We start from the raw sequence: 19,274 nt of genomic DNA on the forward strand, positions 1-19,274 counted from the left end.
GTAGGCTATCAGCGGCGAGCCTGCGGATACGTAGCATCCCTGCAACACCTGCCCGCTAATCGCCCGCGGTGGCCGGCTCAATCCGATGAAAGCGCGATCATCCTTAGGATCGATTCGGGCCAGCGCCGCGCCTTGCCCTCAGCGTTAATCATCGCGACGGTCACCTCCGCCGTCACCAGCACCTCGGCGCCGCGACGAATGGTCTGCGCCAGCACCCCGCGTGCGCCGGTCAGTTCGCCCGCTCGCGTCTCGACCACGACGACGTCGTCGATCCGCGCCGGCTTGATGAATTCGAGCGTCATGCGCCGCACGGTGAAGGCGAGCGGCTCGCCGTGCTCGCCCTTGTCCAGCGCATCGTGGCCAATGCCGAGCACGCGCAGAAAATCGGTCCGCCCACGCTCGAGGAAGCGCACGTAGCTGCCGTGATAGACGACGCCGGAAAAATCGGTGTCCTCGAAATAGATGCGCACCGGCAGGATGTGGACGCCGTTGTCGATGCGCCCCGCGAGGTCCGGCCACTCGCTCATCGCGCCATCGCTCCTTCGCCGGCCAGCGCCGGCAGGATGCCGTCGCGCGTCAGCGGCGCCAGCACCAGATCGCCGGGCGCGGCCGGATCGACCCACGCCAGTTCCGCGATCTCCGCCGACGCCACCGGCGTGCCGTCGAGGCGGACCGCGTAGACGTGCGCCACGACCTCGCGGCCGGCTTCGTTCGCCGCCGGCGCGCTGAAGGCGCCGACCGGCCGCGCCGAGCCGGCGACGATGCCGCAGCCGAGTTCCTCGCCGAGTTCCCGCGCCAGCGCCGCGATGTCGCCCTCGCCCGCCTCGCGCTTGCCGCCCGGCTGCAGGAACGCCGCGGTGCCGTGCTTGCGCACCAGCAGCACGCGGCCGTCGGCATCGCGGACGACGGCGGCGACGATGGCGATCGGCGCGCTCATCCCTCGTCGTCTTCTGTGAACAGCGGCATCTGCACCGTCGCGTCGCGCTTCGGCATCTCGAGGCCGAGATGCCGGAACGCATTGCCGGTCAGCAGGCGCCCGCGCGGCGTGCGCTGGACGAAGCCCTGCTGGATCAGGAACGGTTCGACGATCTCCTCGATCGCGTCGCGCGGCTCCGACAGTGCCGCGGCGATCGTCTCGATGCCGACAGGCCCGCCGCCAAAGCTTTCCGCGATCAACTGCATGTAGCGCCGGTCGAGCGCATCGAATCCCATCGCATCGACCTCGAGCCGCTGCAGCGCGCGGTCGGCGCTCTTGGCGTCGATCGCGGTCGTGCCGGCGGCAGCAGCGAAGTCGCGCACGCGGCGTAAGAGGCGCGTCGCAATCCGCGGCGTGCCGCGCGAGCGCCGCGCGATTTCGGTCGATCCGTCGGCGGTGAGCTCGACGCCGAGAATGCGGGCGCCGCGCCGCACGATGTGCTCCAGCTCGGGCACCTCGTAGAAATTGAGCCGGATCGGAATGCCGAAACGATCGCGGAGCGGCGTCGTCAGCAGCCCCAGCCGCGTCGTCGCACCGACCAGCGTGAACGGCGCCAGCTCGATCTTGACCGAGCGCGCCGCCGGCCCCTCGCCGATGATCAGGTCGAGGCGAAAATCCTCCAGCGCCGGATACAGAATCTCCTCGACCTGCGGCGACAGGCGGTGGATCTCGTCGATGAACAGGACGTCGCGCTCCTCGAGATTCGTCAGCAGCGCGGCAAGGTCGCCGGCCTTGGCGATCACCGGCCCCGAGGTCGAGCGGAAATTGACGCCGAGCTCGCGCGCCACGATCTGCGCCAGCGTCGTCTTGCCGAGGCCGGGCGGCCCCACGAACAGGACGTGATCCAGCGCCTCGTTGCGCCCGCGCGCCGCATCGATGAACACCTTGAGATTGTCGCGCGCCTGCGCCTGCCCGACGAACTCGGACAGCGTCTGCGGCCGCAGCACCGTATCGCGCGCATCGTCCGACAATGCCTCGGGGGCAACGACGCGGCTCATCGCGCCAGTTCCTTCAGCCCGAGCTTGATCAGTTGCTCCGCGGTCGCCGCTTCACCGGCGGCGCGCGACGCGGCGGCGACCGCGGCGCTCGCCTGTATCTGCGCGTAGCCGAGATTGACCAGCGCCGACACCGCATCGGCAACCGGGCGCGGCGCCCGCTTGTCGTCGAGTTCCGCCTGCAGGCGCACCACCATTGGATCGGCGCTGGAATAGGCCGGTGCCTTGTCGCGCAGTTCCGTCACCATGCGCTCCGCCACCTTGCGCCCGACGCCCGGCGCCCGCGACAGCGCCGCCTTGTCCTGCAGCGCGATGGCCGTGGCAAGGTCGCCCGGCTTCAGCGTGCCGAGCACGGCGAGCGCCACCTTGGCGCCAACGCCCTGCACCGTCTGCAGCAGGCGGAACCACTCGCGTTCGAGATCGCTCGAAAAGCCGTAGAGCCGGATCATGTCCTCGCGCACGTACGTCTCGATCGACAGCGTCGCGCGCTCGCCGGCGGCGGGCAGCGCCTGCAGCGTCCGCGCCGAGCAATGCACCTGATAGCCGACGCCGCCGACGTCGACGATCACCCAATCGTCGCCGTACGAGTCGATGACGCCGCTGAGCTTGCCGATCATGGCTGCGTCTCGGGCGAGATGATCTTCAGCGTCGGGAAATATGTCGCGTAGTAACCGCGGTCGCGCGTCAGCAGCGTGTAACCGCGGACAGCGGCGTGCGCGCCGATGAAGAAATCGGGGAGCGGCAACGCACGGCTGCCACCGCGCCGCCGGTAATTCACGAACGCATGGCCGGCTATATAGGCAGCGCCCCAAGGCAGATTTTCGCGCATCAACCGCGTGCGTTCTATGATCTCTTCCAGCTCTTCGCGCGCTCCGTATCCGATCGCCAGTTCGGAATAGATCACCTGATTGATGACGAGGCCGCCATCCTCGGCCGCCTCCGCGATCTGCCGCTCGGACCAGGCCTGCCACTCCGACGGCTCGCCGTTGACGTCAAGCAATACGTTCGTATCGACGAGCGTATCACTCATCGCCGCGCAGCAGCTTCATCAACTCGTCGGTAGACAGTTCGCGATTGCGCGTGCGCGTGCCTTTCAGCGCCTGCACGACTTTGTCGCCGCGGCTCATCCCCGGTCGCTTGCGGCTCCGCACCCGCTCGATGACGATCCCATCTCCCTCAACGCGAAACTCGACTTCGCTTCCGGCGCTCATGCCGGCACGATCCCGTATCGCCTTCGGTATGGTGACCTGTCCCTTGGACGTGACGCGCACAGCCGCCTCCAATTCTTACTTCGTGAAGTAAGAAATAGAACATTACATAAACATTGGCAATATTGAGCCGATTCCGCGCCCCGTGCGTTGTGGCCGGATGCTCAGCCCTCACCGCGATCTCCGCACCGGCGTCAGCTACTGGCAAAGCCGCCCGATGCCGCGCGTCCCGTCGGCACGGCTGACGCGCGATATCGCGACGGATGTGCTGGTCGTCGGCGCGGGCATATCCGGCGCGCTGGTCGCCGAGGCGCTGGCCGGCGAGCATCGCGTCGTCATCGTCGACCGGCGCGGCGCGGCGAAGGGATCGACCCCGGCGAGCACGGCGCTGGTCGAATACGAGATCGACACGCCGCTGACCAAACTCGCCCGCCAGATCGGCGCCGACGACGCCGCGCGCGCCTGGCGGCGGTCGCATCTCGCACTCCATTCGCTCTCCGCGCGCACGCGCCAGCTTGGCATCAAGTGCGACATCGCGCGGCGCGATACGCTCTACCTCGCCGGCAATGTGCTCGATGCCGATGGGCTGGAGAAAGAACGCGCCGCCCGGCGCGCTATCGGCATCGAGACCGAACTGCTGCGCCGCGCCGAACTGAAATCGCGCTTCGGCATCGAACGCCCGGCCGCGCTGCTGTCGCACGGCGACTTCACCCTCGACCCGCGCCGGCTCACCGGCGGCTACCTCCGCGCCGCCATCGCCAACGGCGCGAAACTATACGCGCCGGTCGAGGTGACCGACGTCGAGACGCACCGCGGCGGCGTCACGGCGCTGACCAAGGCCGGGCCGACGATCCGCGCCCGCCATGTCGTCTTCGCCACCGGCTACGAGGTGCCAAAATTCGTGCCCGGCGACGGCCACCGCATCGCCTCGACCTTCGCCATCGCGACGCGCCCGCAGCGCCGCAACCTGTGGCCGGGCGAGGCGCTGATCTGGGAGGCGTCCGATCCTTACCTCTACATGCGCACGACGCCGGACGGCCGCGTCATCTGCGGCGGCGAGGACGAAGACTTCGCCGACGACGAGAAACGCGATGCGCTTATCGGCAAAAAAGCCGCCGCCATCGGGCGCAAATTGCAGCGGCTGTTCCCTTCCCTCGACGTGACGCCGGAGTTCCAGTGGGCGGGATCGTTCGGCACCACCGGCACCGGCCTGCCGCTCATCGGCGCCATCCCGCGCAAGAAGAATTGCTGGGCGATCCTCGGCTTCGGCGGCAACGGCATCACCTACAGCCGCATCGCGGCCGACATCGTCGCCGCCGCGCTCGCCGGCAAGGCCGATCCGGACGCGGACCTCTATAAATTCCGCTAACCGGCCTTGGCGAGGGTGCGCGCCCACTGGCGATGGTGCGCGTGACAGATCGCGACCGCCAGCGCATCGGCCGCGTCGTCGCTGTCGAAGGTCGCACGCGGCAGGAGCACCTTCACCATCGCGCGGATCTGCGCCTTCTCCGCGTGACCGGCGCCGACGATCGCCTTCTTCACCGCGTTCGGCGCGTATTCGGCGACCGCCAGTCCGGCCAGCGCCGGCACGACCATCGCGATGCCGCGCGCCTGGCCGAGCTTCAGCGTCGCCGATGCGTCGCGATTGACGAAGGTCTGCTCCACCGCCGCCTCGTCCGGCGTCCACGCGCCCATGACTTCCGTCAGGCCGACATGCAGCGCGACCAGACGCGGCGCGAGCTCACCGTCGAGCGGCGCCCGCACCGTGCCCGATCCCAGGAACGACAGCGTGTTGCCGGTTACCGCCACCACGCCCCAGCCGGTGCGGCGCAGGCCGGGGTCGATGCCGAGAATGCGAATCGTGACCGCCATCACACACCGGTAATCCCGTTCGGCCTAGGTTGCCAGAATACCGGGCGGGGCATTCGGAGGAGTTAACTCAAATGCGAAAGTTGACCGTCGCGCTGTCGCTCGCCGCGTGCTGCGCGGCCTTGCCCGTGCTGGCCCAGAGCATCGACATCCCGGCCCGCAAGGCGGGCGAATGGAAGATCGAGATGGTGCCCGAGACGGCGAAGGCCGTGCCGGCAGTGACCTTCCAGCTCTGCCTCGATGCCGCGACCGACAAGTCGCTGATGCAAGCCGGGGCGGCGATGGCCGGTGGCCAGTGCACCAGCAGCGCGCCGACGCAGGAAGCCGGCGGCATCGCCTTCGACGGCAGTTGCGACATGGGCGGCATGAAGACGAAATCGCACACCGTGATCAGCGGCGACTTCCAGTCGAGCTACACCATGAAGATCACGTCCGACGTCGAAGGCGGCCCCGCCGCGATGCCGAAGCATTCCGTGATGACGCAGAACGCCACCTACGTCGGCGCCTGTCCCGCGGGCATGGCGCCCGGCGACATGATCATGCCGGGCGGCATGAAGGTGAATGCGCTGAAGGCGATGAAGCCGGGCGGCTAGGCCGCCGTCAGCTTCGCCAAGACCGCGTCCGGGATCTCGTAGTTGGCGTAGACTTCCTGCACGTCGTCATCCTCGTCGAGGATGTCGATCAGCTTCAGCATCGAGGCCGCCTTGTCCTCGTCGAGGCTGGTGGTCGTCTGCGGCCGCCAGATCGCCTTGACCGTCTCCGCCTCGCCGAGCGCCGCTTCAAGTTTCTTCGCCACCTCGTTCATGTCGGCGAACGCGGTCGTGATGGTGTGCCCGTCGGCCGTGCTTTGCACGTCGTCGGCGCCGGCTTCGATCGCGGCTTCCAGCACCTTGTCGGCGTTGCCGACCTCGGGCTTGTAGACGATCTGCCCGACCCGATCGAACATGAAGGCGACCGAGCCGGTTTCGCCGAGCGCGCCGCCGTTCTTGCTGAGGTACGAGCGCACCGCGCCGGCGGTGCGGTTGCGGTTGTCGGTGAGCGCCTCGACGATCATCGCGACGCCGCCCGGGCCGTAGCCCTCGTAGCGGATGGTCTCGTAATTCTCGCCGTCGTTGCCGGCCGCCTTCTTGATGGCGCGCTCGATGTTGTCCTTGGGCATGTTCTCGGCGCGCGCGTTGATGATGGCGAGGCGCAGGCGCGCGTTCATGTTCGGGTCGGGCACGCCGAGCTTCGCGGCAACGGTTATTTCGCGCGCCAGCTTCGAGAAAAGCTTCGACCGCCGCACGTCGGCAGCACCTTTGCGGTGCATGATGTTCTTGAACTGGGAATGCCCGGCCATATCCAACCTCGGGTGAAAAACCGGCCGGGTTTATACGATTGCGCCCGGCCGAAAGGAAGGCGACGAAGTCGCGGCTTTGCCGCCGCTACACGCGTTCCCGCCAAGCCCCTCTCCGCTTTCCCCGCGAAGGCGGGGACCCAGGAGGATCAGCATGTATCCGCCGGCCGAGGGCAAACTCAGGCACCTGGATCCCCGCCTTCGCGGGGATGAGCGGAGGTATGGAGCTCGTTAGGTCGCGCTTTCCTCGATCCACGCCACGATCGCATCCCCGATCGGCTTGAGCAGCGCCGCGGAAGCCAGCGTATGGCCCCCGGGGAACACCAGATGCCGGGCGCCGTAGAACTCCGCGATTCCCTCCGCCACGCTTGGCTTGAACAGCCGGTCGCCCTCGGCCGACAGCACCAGTACCGGGCATTTGACCGCGCCCCGCGCCACCGGCGCCCCGCCGGTGACCATCGTCCGGTAGGCCTTGCCCGATTCATCCGCGAAGATGGCGAGGAAGAAATCCTGCTCCTCCGGCGACAGGTCGTGCAGCACCAGCTTCCGCGCCGCCGCCTTGTTGCCGCGGAGCGGCCAGCCGGCGGCGACCGGCAGCGTGTATTCCAGCGCGTATTGCAGGGCCGCGAGCTTGCCGCCGCCACGCCACGGCGGCGCCGACGAGATAAGCACCAGCCCGGCCGACTTCGTCTCCGCCGCAACGTGCTGCGCCACCAGTCCGCCCATCGACGATCCGACGATCACCGGCGGCGCGCCGAGCGCGGCGTGCGCGGCGATCATGGCATCGACGTAGTCGCGGAAGGTGAGGCGGGCGAGCGCCGCCATGTCGGGCGGATCGTGCGCCGGCAAGGAAGGCGCCGCGCACGTGAACCCCTGCCCGCGGAAATAGTCGAGCCACGGCTCCCAACGTTTCGCCCGGGTGAAGGCACCGTGAATGAACAGCAGAGGCGGCTTCATGAGTCTCCCGGCAGGCGCGGGCGGACCTTATCAACCCCGCCCTGAGACCAGAAGGGGGCCTATTCCAGCCAGAACGACGGCAGGTGCGGCGAGAGCACCCCGCCCATGCGGAACGGCTCGACCGCCATTGCCAGGCCCGTGCTTTCGTCGACTTCGACGGCAATACCGGTGAGCGTCGCCTCGCCGTCGGCCGGCGTGAACCGTTCGCCCGGCACCTTCTCGAGAAACCGGCGGAGCGGCTCCTCGTGGTTCATGCCGATGACCGAATCGTAGTCACCGCACATACCGGTGTCGGACTGGAACGCCGTCCCGCCGCGCATGATGTGATAATCCGAGGTCGGCACATGCGTATGCGTGCCGACGACCAGCGTCACGCGCCCGTCGAGGAAATGCCCGAGCGCCTGCTTCTCGCTCGTCGCCTCGGCGTGGAAGTCGACGACGATGGCGTCCGCCTGCTCGCCGAGCGGCGCGGCGGCGACTTCGCGATCGATCGCCGTGAAGGGATCGTCGAGCTGCTCCATGAAGACGCGGCCCATCGCATTGATGACGAGGATGCGCATCCCGTTCCGCGCCATGTAGAGGCCGGCGCCGCGCCCGGCCGTGCCCGCCGGATAATTCAACGGCCGCAGGAACCGATCCTGCCGGCTCGCGAACTGCAGCGCCTCGCGCTGGTCGAAGGCGTGGTTTCCGGTGGTGACGACGTCGGCGCCGGCATCGAGCACGGCGCGCAAAATTTCCTCGGTGATGCCGAAGCCGCCGGCGGCGTTCTCGCCGTTGACGATGACGAAGTCGAGATGATGGTCGGCGATGAGCCCGGGCAGTTTCGCCACCGCCGCGTTGCGGCCGGAGCGGCCGACGAGATCGCCGAGAAATAGAAGACGCAACTGATTACCCTTTGCGAAACGTGAGCGTCTCGCGCTCGGTGACGATGATATCCATGCGGACGTCGTGCGGCTCGGTCGGAATTGCCGCAACCTCCTGCGCCGCGAAGGCGACCCCGACAAGCAGCGGCCGCGCGCCCTTGGCATGCAACAGCGCGATGGCGCGATCGTAGAACCCGCGTCCGTGGCCGAGACGGGTCCCGTGCCGGTCGAACGCGACCATCGGCGACACGACCACATCCGGATCGACGACCTCGGCATCGGCGTGCGGCATCATCGTGCCGAAGCGGCCGGCGACGAGCGCATCGCCGGCGCGGTGGCGGCGGAACTCCATTGCCGTGCCGCCGATGACCGCCGGCAGCACGACGTCGGCGCCGTGCTCGAAGGCCCATGCGATGATCGGCCTGGGATCGACCTCGCTCCAGATCGGCATGTAGGCAGCAATGGTCCGCGCCCGCGCCATCTCCGGCAACTGCGCCACCCGATGCGCGATCGCGACGGAGGCGGCTTCGCGCACGCCGGTGGTCAGCGTATCGCGCCGCGCCATGGCCTCAGCGCGCAGCGTCGCCTTGGAGGGGATGTCAGTGGTGGGTGCGATCATGCCGTCAACGATAGGAGCGAAGCCGCAACGGCCGGTGGAGAAATCGACCCCGGAGACCTACACAGTAGGTGGGCGCCGTGTAACCAAGCCCACGGGCCTGGCTAGGTACAGCTCCCGTTTGGATCGATAAGCCCCGGGAGTACTGTTCTCCTGTCGCACCCCGCAGCTTCGCCGATTGGACATATAGGACTGCGGGGCCCCCCACGCCAGCGCCCTAACGCTCGCCGGCCGCGTCGATCCGCTCGGCGATGTCCTCCAGCCGGTCGGCGATCGCGGTGATGGAACCCGCGACATCAGCCTGCGCCGCTTCGTGCCGGCCAACGAGATCGGCATGGGCATCTTCCAGTGCCGCAATCTCGGCCTCCGCCTGCCTGAGCTTCTTTTCGGTTTCCGCCTGCTGGTCGGCGAGCGTGATCGCCGCCATCACGGTCAGCCGCTGGTCGCCGATCTCGCCGAAGCGGGCGCGCAACTGCTCGACCGACCGGTTGAGCCGCTCGGCGAGGCTGGTGAGGTGCTCCTCCTCGCCGTCGTCGCAGGCCATCCGGTAAGTCTTGCCGCTGATGGTGACGTTGACCTGGGCCATGCCTCAGGCGCCGTGCCGGGAGAGGACGTCGCGGATCGTTTCCATGGCAGCGACCAGCCCATGCGACACCTGGACATTGGCGTCTTCCAGGCGCGCGGCTTTTGCCTCCGCGGAATCAAGAGATTGCGCGAGACGGGAGCGATCGGTGCCGAGACGATGCAGCTCGCCTTCCAGCCCCGAAACCTGCGCCAGCCCCTCGACTTTGCGGTCGAGCGAATCCTCGATCTTGGCCAGCGCCGCGTCGACCCGGCGCAATGCTTCCTCGATGGATAAAGACTCCGCCATAGACGCCTCAACTGACACTGTTTTCAGACTAGGCGGAGCGTCGTGAAGGCGTCAACTGCACATGCGGAAATGTGCCAACTGCACGAAGGCCGGCAATGAGGGGCGCAACTCAATTGACTCGTTCAACCCATGTCCTTATTCCCTGCCACCGGCCGCTTTGCGGCAGTTTCACTCCGGCGGCCGGCAGATCCACCACATGAACGATCTCGTGAAGCATACGCGCATGGCAAACGCGATCCGCGCGCTTGCGATGGACGCCGTCGAACGCGCGAAGTCCGGCCACCCCGGCATGCCGATGGGCATGGCCGACGTCGCCACGGTGCTCTTCACCAAATATCTGAAGTACGACCCGACCGATCCGAAGTGGCCCGACCGCGACCGCTTCGTGCTCTCCGCCGGCCACGGTTCGATGCTGCTCTATTCGCTGTTGTACCTGACCGGGTACGAGGCGATGACCATCGATGAATTGAAGAATTTCCGGAAGCTGCACTCCAAGACTCCCGGCCACCCCGAGAATTTCGTCACGCCCGGCGTCGAGACGACCACCGGCCCGCTCGGCCAGGGTGTCGGCACATCGGTCGGCATGGCGCTCGCCGAGCGCATCCTCGCCGCCGAGTTCGGCGACGACGTCGTCGATCACAAGACCTTCGTGCTGTGCTCCGACGGCGACCTGATGGAAGGCATCAGCCACGAGGCGATCGCGCTCGCCGGCCACCTCAAGCTCAACAAGCTGATCTTCCTCTGGGACGACAACGGCATCTCGATCGACGGCCCGCTGACGCTTTCCGACTCGGTCGACCAGGTCGCGCGCTTCAAGGCCGCCGGCTGGAACGCCAGCCGCATCGACGGCCAGGACCACAACGCCATCGCCGCCGCCATCGAGACGGCGCTGGACTCCGACCGACCGACGCTGATCGCCTGCAAGACCACCATCGGCTTCGGCGCCCCGAAGAAGGCCGGCACCTCCAAGGCGCACGGCGAGCCGCTGGGCGAGGAAGAAATCGCCGGCGCCCGCAAGAATCTGGAATGGACCTCGCCGCCGTTCGAAATCCCGGCCGAGATCCTCGCCGATTGGCGCGCCGCCGGCGCCCGCGGCAAGCCCGCGCACGAAGCGTGGAACAAGCGCTTCGCCGCCTCGCCCAAGAAGGCCGAGTTCGAACGCCGCCTCGCCCGCAAACGTCCGCCGGAACTGGCCAAGGCCATCGCTGCGTTGAAGGACAAGCTCGCCGCCGAAAAGCCCACCGTCGCGACCCGCAAGGCGAGCGAACTGGCGCTGGAGGTCATCACCCCGGCGATGCCCGAATTGATCCTCGGCTCCGCCGACCTGACGCCGTCGAACAACACCAAGACCAAGAACCTCGACGACATTCAGCCGTCGCGCTACGGCGGCCGCTACATCCACTACGGCATCCGCGAGCACGGCATGTCGGCCGCCATGAACGGCATCGCCATCCACGGCGGCCTGCAGCCGGCTGGCGCGACATTCCTCGTCTTTACGGACTACGCGAGGCCCGCGATGCGCATCGCCGCGCTCGCCGGCATCCCGGTCGTCTACGTCATGACGCACGACTCGATCGGGCTGGGCGAAGACGGCCCGACGCACCAGCCGGTAGAGCATCTGGCGGCGCTGCGCTGCATGCCCAACATGCGCGTCTTCCGCCCCGCCGATGCCATCGAGACGGCCGAGTGCTGGCAGCTCGCACTGGAGCGTATCGACGGTCCCTCGGTGCTGGCCCTCACCCGCCAGAACCTGACGCCGGCGCGCACCACGCCGAACGCCTCGAACCTCTGCGCCACCGGCGCCTACGAAGTCTCGCCCGCCGCCGGCGGCGCCGCCCGCGCCACGATCTTCGCCTCGGGCTCCGAGGTCGAGATCGCCATCGCCGCGCAGAAGCTGCTCGCCGCCCGCAACATCAGCGCGCGCGTCGTCTCGGTGCCGTCGCTGGAGCTGTTCCTGCAGCAGCCGGAAGCGGCGCGGAAAGCCGTCATCGGCGACGCACCGATCAAGATCGCGGTCGAGGCCGCGGTCCGTTTCGGCTGGGACGCCATCATCAATTCCGACGGCCTGTTCGTCGGCATGCACAGTTTCGGCGCGAGCGCACCCTACAAGGACGTCTACGCCAACTTCGGCATCACGGCCGAAGCGGTAGCCGACGCCGTCGCCAAGAAGCACAACGGATAAAGATTAGAGTCTGGAGAAGAGACATGGCCGTCAAGGTTTTCATCAACGGGTTTGGCCGCATCGGGCGTCTGGTGCTGCGTGGCATCTATGAATCGGGCCGCACGGACATCGAAGTCGTCGGCATCAACGACCTCGGCCCGGTCGAGACCAACGCCCACCTGCTCCGCCATGACTCGGTGCACGGCAAGTTCCCGCACCCCGTGAAGGTCGCGGGCGACACGATGGATATCGGCCGCGGTCCGATCAAGGTCACCGCGGTCAAGGATCCGGCGCAGCTCCCGCACAAGGAGCTGGGCGTCGATGTCGCGCTGGAATGCACCGGCATCTTCACGTCGAAGGACAAAGCCTCGGCCCATCTCACGGCCGGCGCCAAGCGCGTGCTGATCTCGACCGCCGGCGACAATGCCGACCTCACCGTGGTTTACGGCGTCAACGACGACAAGCTGTCGAAGGAGCATGTCGTCGTGTCGAACGCCTCGTGCACGACCAACTGCCTGGCGCCGGTCGCGTCGGTGCTGCACAAGGCGATCGGCATCGAGCACGGCTTCATGACCACGATCCACTCGTACACCGGCGACCAGCCGACGCTCGACACGATGCACAAGGACCTCTACCGCGCGCGCGCCGCGGCGCTCAATATCATCCCGACCTCGACCGGCGCCGCCAAGGCAATCGGCCTGGTCATCCCGGAACTCAAGGGCAAGCTCGACGGCTCTTCGATGCGCGTGCCGACGCCGAACGTGTCGCTGATCGACTTCAAGTTCGTCGCCAAGCGCGCCACCACGGTCGACGAGATCAACCAGGCGATCAAGACGGCCTCGGAGACGAACCGGCTGAAGGGCATCCTGAGCTGGACCGCCGAGCCGCTGGTCTCCTCCGACTTCAACCACGACTCGCATTCCTCGACGTTCGCCGTCGACCAGACCAAGGTCATCGACGGCAACTTCGTCCGCGTCGTCTCCTGGTACGACAACGAGTGGGGCTTCTCGAACCGCATGGCGGACACGGCCATCGCGATGGGCAAGCTGCTGTAGGTCGCTGCCACGCTGCCAATGGGGCGAGGGTCAGAGGCGGAAATTATAGGCGATGGGCCCCGACCCTCGCCCTTCCTCCCTAGGCTCGCTACGGCTCGCCAAATTCGGAAGCCCTCTCCCTTGCAGGGAGAGGTGACAAACTAACTTCAGTGGCTCGGTTCATCCGAGGAGAGTTGAGATGAGCACCGCCTTCCGCACCCTCGATGACGTCGACGTCCGCGGCAAGCGCGTCCTCGTCCGCGTCGATCTCAACGTGCCGATGGCCGACGGCAAGGTCAGCGACGACACCCGCATCCGCGCCGTCGCCCCGACCATCCAGGAAATATCGAGGAAGGGCGGCAAGGCGATCCTGCTCGCCCACTTCGGCCGGCCGAAGGACGGTCCCGACCCGCAATTCTCGCTGCAGCAGGTGGTGCCCGCGGTGGCGCAGGTGCTGGGTCTCCCGGTCGCCTTCGCCGCCGATTGCGTCGGCCTCCCGGCGGAGACGGCGGTCGCCGCGATGAAGGACGGCGACGTGCTGCTCCTGGAGAACACCCGCTTCCACAAGGGCGAGGAAAAGAACGATACGCTGTTCACCGCCGAACTGGCAAAACTCGGCGACATCTACGTCAACGATGCCTTCAGCGCCGCCCACCGCGCCCACGCCTCGACCGAAGGCTTGGCGAACCACCTGCCCGCCTACGCCGGCCGCGCCATGCAGCGCGAGATCGAGGCGCTGGAAAATGCGCTGGGCTCGCCCAAGCGCCCGGTGGTCGCCGTCGTCGGCGGCGCCAAGGTTTCGTCGAAGATCACCATCCTCGAAAATCTCGTCGGCAAGGTCGATGCGCTGGTCATCGGCGGCGGCATGGCCAACACCTTCCTGCTCGCCAAGGGCATCGCCATCGGCAAGTCGCTGGCCGAGCCCGATCTCCTCGACACCGTCGCCAGGATCAACACCGCCGCCGCCAAGGCCGGCTCGACCATCGTGCTGCCCGTCGACGCGGTCGTGGCGCGCGAGTTCAAGGCCGGCGCCGCCGCAACCACGGTCAGCGTCGACGCCGTCCCCGCCGACCAGATGATCCTCGACGTCGGGCCGAAGTCGATCGCCGAGATCAACGCATGGATCGACCGCGCCGCGACGCTGGTGTGGAACGGCCCGCTCGGAGCATTCGAAATTCCGCCGTTCGACAAGGCGACCGTCGCCGCCGCGCAGCACGCGGCCGAGCGCACGAAGGCTGGGAAACTTCTGTCGGTGGCGGGCGGCGGCGAGACGGTGCAGGCGCTGCATTACGCCGGCGCCGCCGATGGATTCAGCTTCATCTCGACGGCGGGCGGCGCCTTCCTCGAGTGGCTCGAGGGCAAGGCCCTGCCCGGCGTCGAAGTTTTGCGCCGCAAGGCATGACCGCGCCTGACATCCGGCGGCTGACGCCGGACGACCGCGCGGCATGGGAGCCGCTGTGGCAGCGCTACCTCCGCTTCTATGAGACCGAACTCACGCCGGTCACCACCGACACGACATGGACGCGCTTCCACGATCCCGAGGAGCCGATGTTTGCGCTGGGCGCCTTCCTCGGCGGCCAGTTGGTCGGCATCACGCACTATCTCTTCCACCGCTCCGGCTGGTCGATCCACGATAGCTGCTACCTGCAGGACCTGTTCGTGCTGCCGGAAGCCCGCGGCCACGGCGTCGGCCGCGCCCTGATTGCCGCCGTCGTTGAGCAAGCCCGCGAGGCCGGTTCCGAACGGCTCTATTGGCACACCCACGAGACCAACAAGACGGCCCAGGCGCTTTACGACAAGGTCGCGGTGCTGTCGGGGTTCATCCAGTACCGGGTAGATTTGTAAGGGCGATCGGCGCCCCCTCACCCTTCGCCTCTAATTCACTGCCTCCCCTCCACTGTCATCCTTCGGCGGCGCGAAGCGCGACCGGAGGACCGCTCTCCTCCGCGTTCGCGGTAATTGGTCCTCCGGTCGAGGCCTGCGGCCTCGCCGAAGGATGACAGTGGAGAGGATGGCAGGGCGCCCTCCGCCCCGCGCCACCATCCCGATATGGAAATCCCCGCCGCTTCGTCTATAAAGCCGCCGGGTTTCATTTGAGGGAAATGCGTACATGGCCGCCGAACGCCTGGAAGACATCGCCGCCCGCCTGGTTGCCCCCGGCAAGGGCATCCTCGCCGCCGATGAGAGCAACGCCACCTGCACCAAGCGTTTCGATGCGCTCGGCATCCCGTCGACCCCGGACACGCGCCGCGATTACCGCGAGCTGTTCTTCCGCTCCGCGGAGGCCATGCGCAATTTCGTCTCCGGTGTCATCCTGTTCGACGAGACGCTGCGCCAGAAGTCCAAGGACGGCACGCCGCTGGTCAAGCTGATCACTGACGCCGGCTCGATCCCCGGCATCAAGGTCGATGCCGGCACCAAGCCGCTGGCGCTGGCCCCGGGCGAGGTCATCACCGAGGGCCTCGACGGCCTCCGCGACCGCCTCAAGGAATATTACGAACTGGGCGCCCGTTTCGCGAAGTGGCGCGCCGTCATCAACATCGGTCCGGGCATGCCCTCGACCGACGCGATCCACGCCAACGCCCATGCGCTGGCCCGCTACGCCGCCCTCTGCCAGGAGGCGATGATCGTCCCGATCGTCGAGCCCGAGGTGCTGATGGACGGCGCGCCGGCGACCCACGACGCCGATACGACCTACGCCGTCACCGAGAAGACGCTGCGCGCCGTGTTCGACGAGCTGAAGATCGCCAACGTCAACCTGCGCGGTATCGTGCTGAAGCCGTCGATGATCGTCGCCGGCAAGAATTCGCCGAAGCAACTGGCCGCGAAGGACGTCGCCGAGAAGACGGTGCAGTTGCTGAAGGCGGTGGTGCCGGCGGAAGTGCCGGGCATCGCGTTCCTGTCGGGCGGCCAGTCCGACCAGCAGGCGACCGAGCACCTGTCGCTGATGAACAACGCCGGCAAGCTGCCTTGGCACCTCACCTTCTCGTACGGCCGCGCCCTGCAGGCCGCCGCGATCAAGGCCTGGGCCGGCAAGGCCGAGAACGTGCCGGCCGCGCAGAAGGCGTTCCTCCACCGCGTCCGCATGAACAGCCTTGCGGCATCCGGCCGCTGGGCGCCCGACCTCGAGAAGCAGGCCGCATAAATCCGGTCAACAACTTCAAATATCAGCTATATTTGGAGTGCCGGACCGGGCAAGCTTGGGTCAGATCGGGCGACGAGACTTGGGCGACCGGACCGGCCCCGCCGACCGGGAAGTGAAGTGCCGTAATGCCGAACCCTGACGTCCGCACCCGCCTCGTTCTCGTGACGCCGCCCGTCTATGACGCCGCTGCGTTCGCGCCGCGATTGGCGGACGCGCTGGCCGGCGGCGACGTCGCCTCCCTCATCGTCACCGGCGACGCGACCAACCTGCAGCGCAACGCCGAGGCGCTGGTGCCGATCGCCGCCGACCGCGGCGTCGCCTCCCTCATCCTCAACGATACGCGCGTCGCTTCGCGCACGGGCGCCGACGGCGTCCATGTCGAGACCGGGCTTGGCGATGTGCAAGCAGCATTGGAATCGTTCCGCAAAAAGAAGATCGTCGGCGCCGGCAATATTCCCTCGCGCCACGACGCGATGGAGCTGGCCGAGGCCGAGCCCGACTACCTTTTCTTCGGCCGCATCGACGGCGACATGACCGACGAAATTTTCCCGCGTTCGCTCGACCTCGCCGCGTGGTGGGCGGAGGTCGCCGTCATCCCGGCGATCGTGATGGGCGGCCGCGTGGTCGCCTCCGTCGATGAAGCATCGCGCGCCGGCATCGAGTTCGTCGCGCTCTCCGCCGCGGTGTGGGAGCACGCCAAGGGTCCCGCCGCCGCGGTGGCGGAAGTCGCCGAGCGGCTGGCGAGCGTCGTGGAGCCGGCGGCATGACGCGTCTCCTGCTCGCCCTGCTGCTGGCGGCCGGCGCCGCGATCGGCACCGCGCACGCGCAAAGCGCGGGCGATGGGCCGATGGTGCTGACGCCGCCCGCCGACGATACGACGCCGGTGAAGCCGAAACCGAAGCCCAAGCCGCAACCCGTGGCGCCAGCGCCCGCCGTCACCACGCCGGCCCCCGCCGCCGCACCGCCGCCGGCCGACAACGGCCCGGCTCCGATCGTGCTTTTCCCCGACGCTGCCGGCACCGACACGGGCTCGGCCGACGGCACGGTCGACTGGCCGCTGCCGCATCTCCGCCCGGACACCGCCGCCGGCGCCGGCACCCCGCCCGCGCCGAGCGACACGCCGCCGGTCGATACCGCGCCGGCCCCGCCGCCCGCCGACTCGGCGCCACCGGACGCCGCGGCGGCGCCCGCGATACCGACCATCCCGACAGTCACCACCGGCGGTACTGCACCGCCGCCCGGCGTGCCGACCGTGGGCGGCACCGCCGCGGCCCCCGCGCCGCCCGATCCGCCCGGCGTCGACAGCGCCTACGGCGCCTTCCAGCGCGGCTTCTATCTCTCCGCCTTTGGCCTCGCGATCCGGCGCGCCGAGGCCGGCGACACCGCAGCGCAGACGCTGCTCGGCCTCATCTACGAGGGCGGCTACGGCGTCCCGCGCGATCCCGTGCAGGCGGTGTCGTGGTACAAGTTTGCCGCCGACGGCGGCGACGCCAACGCCCAGTTCGCGCTCGGCAACATGTATCTCGACGGCCGCGGCGTGCCGGCCGATGGCGCCACGGCCGCCGATTATTTCGAGAAGGCCGCCGGCAAGGGCGACATCTCCGCCACCTACAGCCTCGCGCTGCTTTACCTCCAGGGCAAAGCCCGGCCGCAGGATTTGTCGCGCGCTGCGCAGCTCTTCCAGCAGGCGGCCGAGGGCGGTAACGCCGACGCGCAGTACGTGCTCGCCCAGCTCTACGAGGAGGGCAAAGGCGTCAAGGAAGACCAGGCCGCGGCGACCAAGTGGTTCGCCGAGGCCGCGCGCCTCGGCCAGATTCCGTCCGAGGTCGAGTACGCCATCCGCCTCTTCAACGGCGTCGGCACCGCGGCCGACGAGACGGCGGCCGCCAAGTGGTTCCAGCAGGCCGCCGACGTCGGCAGCCCGATCGCGCAGAACCGTCTCGCCCGCCTGCTCGCCACCGGCCGCGGCATCAAGGAAGACCACGTCGCCGCCGCCAAGTGGCACTTCCTCGCCAAGCAGGCCGGCAAGGACGACGCCCTGCTCGACCAGGTCGTCGCCAGTTTGACGGACGACGAGCGCCAGCAGGCACTGGCCGCGGCGCAGCGCTGGCCGGCGGCGGATTAGCTCCCAGCCGAAAGACACCCCTCCCCAAAACGCCTTCGGCGTTTTGACCCTCCCACAAGGGGAGGGTTCATCCTTGGTGAAACACCTCGCTTCACCGAACTCCGCTTGAGCCCTCCCCTTGTGGGAGGGCCAAAACCGCAAAGCGGTTTTGGGGAGGGGTGTCTCTCCTCCTCGCCGACGCGCTAGGCCTTGCCTCCGACGCCGATCAGCCCGCGACTTGAACCCACCCCCGAACTGTGGTGGGAGAAGCCGCCCTCGCCTCCCGCCGGAAAAATGAAATGGCCCGCTCCGCACTGCTCAACGTCATGGTCGCCGCCGCGCTGAAGGCTGGGCGCGGGCTGGCGCGCGATTTCGGCGAGGTCGAAAATCTGCAGGTGTCGCTGAAGGGACCCGGCAACTTCGTCTCCGCCGCCGACCACAAGGCCGAGGAGACGCTGGTCCGTGAGCTGCAGAAGGCGCGGCCGGGCTACGCGTTCCTCACCGAAGAAAGCGGCGTCATCGACGGCACGGACAAGACCAACCGCTGGATCATCGATCCGCTCGACGGCACGACCAACTTCCTGCACGGCATTCCGCTGTTTGCCGTCTCGCTGGCGCTGGAGCGCGAGGGCGTGCTCGTCGCCGGCGTCATCTTCAATCCAATCCTCAACGAGCTCTACGTCGCCGAGCGTGGGCAGAGCGCCTTCCTCAACGACCGCCGCCTGCGCGTTGCCGGCCGCAAGAAACTCGCCGACGCCGTCGTCTCGACCGGCCTGCCCTCGATCAGCGGCAGCCGCGGCACCCTCGCCGAGATCGAGACCGTCGGCACCGCCGTCGCCGGCATCCGCCGCACCGGCTCCGCCGCCATGGACCTCGCCTGGGTCGCCTCCGGCCGCCTTGACGCCTACTGGGACCACGGCCTGTCGTACTGGGACACGGCCGGCGGCATCGTCATCGTGCGCGAGGCCGGCGGCATGGTCTCGACGCCGGACGGCAGCGTCGAGATGGCCAACGAAAGCTCGATCCTCGCCGCCAACGAGACGATCCACGCCGCGCTCGGCGCCAAGCTCAAGGAAGCGAAGCGCGCGTAGCCGGGGACGCCGGTGATTTTGGCGTTTCTCTAGCCCGGCAAATCACGC

At 68.1% G+C, this 19,274-nt stretch carries 23 protein-coding genes and 1 other RNA gene; 10 read left to right on the forward strand and 14 right to left on the reverse strand.

All coding sequences use genetic code 11. The features are described 5' to 3' along the window. Positions 1-77: 77 nt before the first annotated feature. The 6 genes from WDM94_13900 to WDM94_13925 are packed head-to-tail and all read right to left on the reverse strand — an operon-like array spanning position 78 to position 3,242. Positions 78-527, reverse strand: a complete 450-nt coding sequence (locus tag WDM94_13900) for a YbgC/FadM family acyl-CoA thioesterase (protein ID MEJ0013680.1) — start codon at positions 525-527, stop codon at positions 78-80. Continuing rightward, positions 524-937 (reverse strand): NUDIX domain-containing protein, encoded by a 414-nt coding sequence (locus WDM94_13905; protein ID MEJ0013681.1) that lies wholly within the window; start codon positions 935-937, stop codon positions 524-526. The genes WDM94_13900 and WDM94_13905 overlap by 4 nt, the downstream gene beginning before the upstream one ends. Then, positions 934-1,974 (reverse strand): Holliday junction branch migration DNA helicase RuvB, encoded by a 1,041-nt coding sequence (gene ruvB, locus WDM94_13910; protein MEJ0013682.1) that lies wholly within the window; start codon positions 1,972-1,974, stop codon positions 934-936. The genes WDM94_13905 and ruvB overlap by 4 nt, the downstream gene beginning before the upstream one ends. After that, the gene (gene ruvA, locus WDM94_13915) at positions 1,971-2,588 is read right to left on the reverse strand and encodes a Holliday junction branch migration protein RuvA (GenBank protein MEJ0013683.1); all 618 of its coding nucleotides are present in this window, start codon (positions 2,586-2,588) and stop codon (positions 1,971-1,973) included. Before ruvA ends, ruvB begins: the two co-directional genes overlap by 4 nt. After that, complete coding sequence (locus tag WDM94_13920; protein MEJ0013684.1) at positions 2,585-3,001, reverse strand: type II toxin-antitoxin system VapC family toxin; 417 nt, start codon at positions 2,999-3,001, stop codon at positions 2,585-2,587. Before WDM94_13920 ends, ruvA begins: the two co-directional genes overlap by 4 nt. After that, a complete protein-coding gene (locus WDM94_13925) occupies positions 2,994-3,242 on the reverse strand; it encodes an AbrB/MazE/SpoVT family DNA-binding domain-containing protein (protein ID MEJ0013685.1) in 249 nt (82 codons plus the stop codon). Before WDM94_13925 ends, WDM94_13920 begins: the two co-directional genes overlap by 8 nt. A 97-nt stretch (positions 3,243-3,339) precedes the next feature. On the opposite strand from WDM94_13925, the gene WDM94_13930 reads away from it, so the two are divergent. After that, entirely contained in the window at positions 3,340-4,548 is a 1,209-nt protein-coding gene (locus WDM94_13930; protein ID MEJ0013686.1) for an FAD-dependent oxidoreductase, read from the forward strand. Here WDM94_13930 and ruvC read toward each other — a convergent pair. Next, complete coding sequence (gene ruvC, locus WDM94_13935; protein ID MEJ0013687.1) at positions 4,545-5,051, reverse strand: crossover junction endodeoxyribonuclease RuvC; 507 nt, start codon at positions 5,049-5,051, stop codon at positions 4,545-4,547. The genes WDM94_13930 and ruvC overlap by 4 nt on opposite strands. 71 nt (positions 5,052-5,122) lie before the next feature. On the opposite strand from ruvC, the gene WDM94_13940 reads away from it, so the two are divergent. Then, a complete protein-coding gene (locus WDM94_13940; GenBank protein MEJ0013688.1) occupies positions 5,123-5,641 on the forward strand; it encodes a DUF3617 family protein in 519 nt (172 codons plus the stop codon). On the opposite strand, the gene WDM94_13945 is transcribed toward WDM94_13940, so the two are convergent. The 7 genes from WDM94_13945 to WDM94_13975 all read right to left on the reverse strand — a co-directional run bounded on the left by WDM94_13945 (position 5,638) and on the right by WDM94_13975 (position 9,691). Beyond that, a complete protein-coding gene (locus WDM94_13945) occupies positions 5,638-6,387 on the reverse strand; it encodes a YebC/PmpR family DNA-binding transcriptional regulator (protein MEJ0013689.1) in 750 nt (249 codons plus the stop codon). The genes WDM94_13940 and WDM94_13945 overlap by 4 nt on opposite strands. Before the next feature lie 228 nt (positions 6,388-6,615). Beyond that, positions 6,616-7,341, reverse strand: coding sequence for an alpha/beta fold hydrolase (locus WDM94_13950; protein ID MEJ0013690.1), 726 nt, complete (start codon positions 7,339-7,341; stop codon positions 6,616-6,618). A gap of 59 nt (positions 7,342-7,400) precedes the next feature. Further along, complete coding sequence (locus WDM94_13955; GenBank protein MEJ0013691.1) at positions 7,401-8,225, reverse strand: TIGR00282 family metallophosphoesterase; 825 nt, start codon at positions 8,223-8,225, stop codon at positions 7,401-7,403. Positions 8,226-8,229: 4 nt separating this feature from the next. Further along, positions 8,230-8,823, reverse strand: coding sequence for a 5-formyltetrahydrofolate cyclo-ligase (locus WDM94_13960; protein ID MEJ0013692.1), 594 nt, complete (start codon positions 8,821-8,823; stop codon positions 8,230-8,232). 15 nt (positions 8,824-8,838) lie between these two features. Further along, positions 8,839-8,995: non-coding RNA, 6S RNA (gene ssrS / locus WDM94_13965), on the reverse strand. Positions 8,996-9,037: 42 nt separating this feature from the next. Beyond that, a complete protein-coding gene (gene zapA, locus WDM94_13970) occupies positions 9,038-9,406 on the reverse strand; it encodes a cell division protein ZapA (protein ID MEJ0013693.1) in 369 nt (122 codons plus the stop codon). Between the two features lie 3 nt (positions 9,407-9,409). Continuing rightward, a complete protein-coding gene (locus WDM94_13975) occupies positions 9,410-9,691 on the reverse strand; it encodes a DUF4164 domain-containing protein (GenBank protein ID MEJ0013694.1) in 282 nt (93 codons plus the stop codon). A 196-nt stretch (positions 9,692-9,887) separates the two neighbouring features. On the opposite strand from WDM94_13975, the gene tkt reads away from it, so the two are divergent. From tkt to WDM94_14015, 8 genes are all read left to right on the forward strand, one after another. Beyond that, complete coding sequence (gene tkt / locus WDM94_13980) at positions 9,888-11,873, forward strand: transketolase (GenBank protein ID MEJ0013695.1); 1,986 nt, start codon at positions 9,888-9,890, stop codon at positions 11,871-11,873. 23 nt (positions 11,874-11,896) lie between these two features. Continuing rightward, positions 11,897-12,907 (forward strand): type I glyceraldehyde-3-phosphate dehydrogenase, encoded by a 1,011-nt coding sequence (gap, locus tag WDM94_13985; protein ID MEJ0013696.1) that lies wholly within the window; start codon positions 11,897-11,899, stop codon positions 12,905-12,907. Between the two features lie 178 nt (positions 12,908-13,085). Continuing rightward, positions 13,086-14,288, forward strand: a complete 1,203-nt coding sequence (locus WDM94_13990; protein MEJ0013697.1) for a phosphoglycerate kinase — start codon at positions 13,086-13,088, stop codon at positions 14,286-14,288. Continuing rightward, positions 14,285-14,731, forward strand: coding sequence for a GNAT family N-acetyltransferase (locus tag WDM94_13995; protein MEJ0013698.1), 447 nt, complete (start codon positions 14,285-14,287; stop codon positions 14,729-14,731). Before WDM94_13990 ends, WDM94_13995 begins: the two co-directional genes overlap by 4 nt. Positions 14,732-14,996: 265 nt before the next feature. Beyond that, a complete protein-coding gene (locus tag WDM94_14000; protein ID MEJ0013699.1) occupies positions 14,997-16,031 on the forward strand; it encodes a class I fructose-bisphosphate aldolase in 1,035 nt (344 codons plus the stop codon). A 125-nt stretch (positions 16,032-16,156) separates the two neighbouring features. Beyond that, a complete protein-coding gene (locus WDM94_14005) occupies positions 16,157-16,798 on the forward strand; it encodes a thiamine phosphate synthase (protein MEJ0013700.1) in 642 nt (213 codons plus the stop codon). Next, positions 16,795-18,156, forward strand: a complete 1,362-nt coding sequence (locus WDM94_14010; protein MEJ0013701.1) for a tetratricopeptide repeat protein — start codon at positions 16,795-16,797, stop codon at positions 18,154-18,156. The genes WDM94_14005 and WDM94_14010 overlap by 4 nt, the downstream gene beginning before the upstream one ends. Positions 18,157-18,434: 278 nt before the next feature. Beyond that, positions 18,435-19,226 carry an inositol monophosphatase family protein gene (locus WDM94_14015; GenBank protein ID MEJ0013702.1) on the forward strand — a complete coding sequence of 264 codons (792 nt, stop codon included), beginning with the start codon at positions 18,435-18,437 and terminating at the stop codon, positions 19,224-19,226. The last annotated feature ends 48 nt before the right edge of the window (positions 19,227-19,274 follow it).

This window comes from Bauldia sp. (genome assembly GCA_037200845.1).
Lineage (GTDB): Bacteria > Pseudomonadota > Alphaproteobacteria > Rhizobiales > Kaistiaceae > DASZQY01.

Coding starts and splice junctions, on each gene's coding strand:
- gap (MEJ0013696.1), top strand. CDS start 11,897: ATGGCCGTCAAGGTTTTCATCAACGGGTTTGGCCGCATCGGGCGTCTG.
- WDM94_13920 (MEJ0013684.1), bottom strand. CDS start 3,001: ATGAGTGATACGCTCGTCGATACGAACGTATTGCTTGACGTCAACGGC.
- ruvB (MEJ0013682.1), bottom strand. CDS start 1,974: ATGAGCCGCGTCGTTGCCCCCGAGGCATTGTCGGACGATGCGCGCGAT.
- WDM94_13950 (MEJ0013690.1), bottom strand. CDS start 7,341: ATGAAGCCGCCTCTGCTGTTCATTCACGGTGCCTTCACCCGGGCGAAA.
- WDM94_13975 (MEJ0013694.1), bottom strand. CDS start 9,691: ATGGCGGAGTCTTTATCCATCGAGGAAGCATTGCGCCGGGTCGACGCG.
- WDM94_13905 (MEJ0013681.1), bottom strand. CDS start 937: ATGAGCGCGCCGATCGCCATCGTCGCCGCCGTCGTCCGCGATGCCGAC.
- WDM94_13990 (MEJ0013697.1), top strand. CDS start 13,086: ATGAGCACCGCCTTCCGCACCCTCGATGACGTCGACGTCCGCGGCAAG.
- ruvC (MEJ0013687.1), bottom strand. CDS start 5,051: ATGGCGGTCACGATTCGCATTCTCGGCATCGACCCCGGCCTGCGCCGC.
- WDM94_14000 (MEJ0013699.1), top strand. CDS start 14,997: ATGGCCGCCGAACGCCTGGAAGACATCGCCGCCCGCCTGGTTGCCCCC.
- WDM94_14010 (MEJ0013701.1), top strand. CDS start 16,795: ATGACGCGTCTCCTGCTCGCCCTGCTGCTGGCGGCCGGCGCCGCGATC.
- WDM94_13930 (MEJ0013686.1), top strand. CDS start 3,340: ATGCTCAGCCCTCACCGCGATCTCCGCACCGGCGTCAGCTACTGGCAA.
- WDM94_13995 (MEJ0013698.1), top strand. CDS start 14,285: ATGACCGCGCCTGACATCCGGCGGCTGACGCCGGACGACCGCGCGGCA.
- ruvA (MEJ0013683.1), bottom strand. CDS start 2,588: ATGATCGGCAAGCTCAGCGGCGTCATCGACTCGTACGGCGACGATTGG.
- WDM94_13945 (MEJ0013689.1), bottom strand. CDS start 6,387: ATGGCCGGGCATTCCCAGTTCAAGAACATCATGCACCGCAAAGGTGCT.
- WDM94_14015 (MEJ0013702.1), top strand. CDS start 18,435: ATGGCCCGCTCCGCACTGCTCAACGTCATGGTCGCCGCCGCGCTGAAG.
- tkt (MEJ0013695.1), top strand. CDS start 9,888: ATGAACGATCTCGTGAAGCATACGCGCATGGCAAACGCGATCCGCGCG.
- WDM94_13900 (MEJ0013680.1), bottom strand. CDS start 527: ATGAGCGAGTGGCCGGACCTCGCGGGGCGCATCGACAACGGCGTCCAC.
- WDM94_13940 (MEJ0013688.1), top strand. CDS start 5,123: ATGCGAAAGTTGACCGTCGCGCTGTCGCTCGCCGCGTGCTGCGCGGCC.
- zapA (MEJ0013693.1), bottom strand. CDS start 9,406: ATGGCCCAGGTCAACGTCACCATCAGCGGCAAGACTTACCGGATGGCC.
- WDM94_13960 (MEJ0013692.1), bottom strand. CDS start 8,823: ATGATCGCACCCACCACTGACATCCCCTCCAAGGCGACGCTGCGCGCT.
- WDM94_14005 (MEJ0013700.1), top strand. CDS start 16,157: ATGCCGAACCCTGACGTCCGCACCCGCCTCGTTCTCGTGACGCCGCCC.